This window comes from Thalassobacterium maritimum, from assembly GCF_031127805.1.
GTDB lineage: Bacteria > Verrucomicrobiota > Verrucomicrobiia > Opitutales > Coraliomargaritaceae > Thalassobacterium > Thalassobacterium maritimum.
Map to the genome: position 1 here is coordinate 1 of NZ_JARXHW010000294.1, position 333 is coordinate 333.

At 52.9% G+C, this 333-nt stretch carries 1 protein-coding gene; it reads right to left on the minus strand.

Annotated elements, in window-relative coordinates; all coding sequences use genetic code 11:
- Positions 1–333, minus strand: a 333-nt coding sequence (locus QEH52_RS20405; RefSeq protein WP_308952796.1) for a DDE-type integrase/transposase/recombinase, incomplete at both ends; no start/stop codon positions are given.

Here is a 333-nt window from a genome sequence, read left to right on the forward strand (position 1 = left end):
ATTGTAGTAACACTCGATATACTCGAAGGCGTTGGCCCTGAGGGCCTCTAGGTCGGCAAAGACATACTTGCCCACCGATGAGGTTTTGTAGCGTCCGTAAAAGGACTCCATGGCGGCATTGTCGTAGCAATTCCCCTTGGCGCTCATACTCTGCTTTATGCCGAGTTCTTTTATGAGCTTTCGATGCTTCTCACTGGCGTAGGTGCTGCCGCGATCACTGTGTAAGATTAGATCTTCATTGAGGAACCCTTGACGCGTCTGAGAGGCCTTGTAGAGCGCCTTGCGCACAAGATCGGCGTCATTGTGCTCGGAGACCTCCCAGCCCACGATACG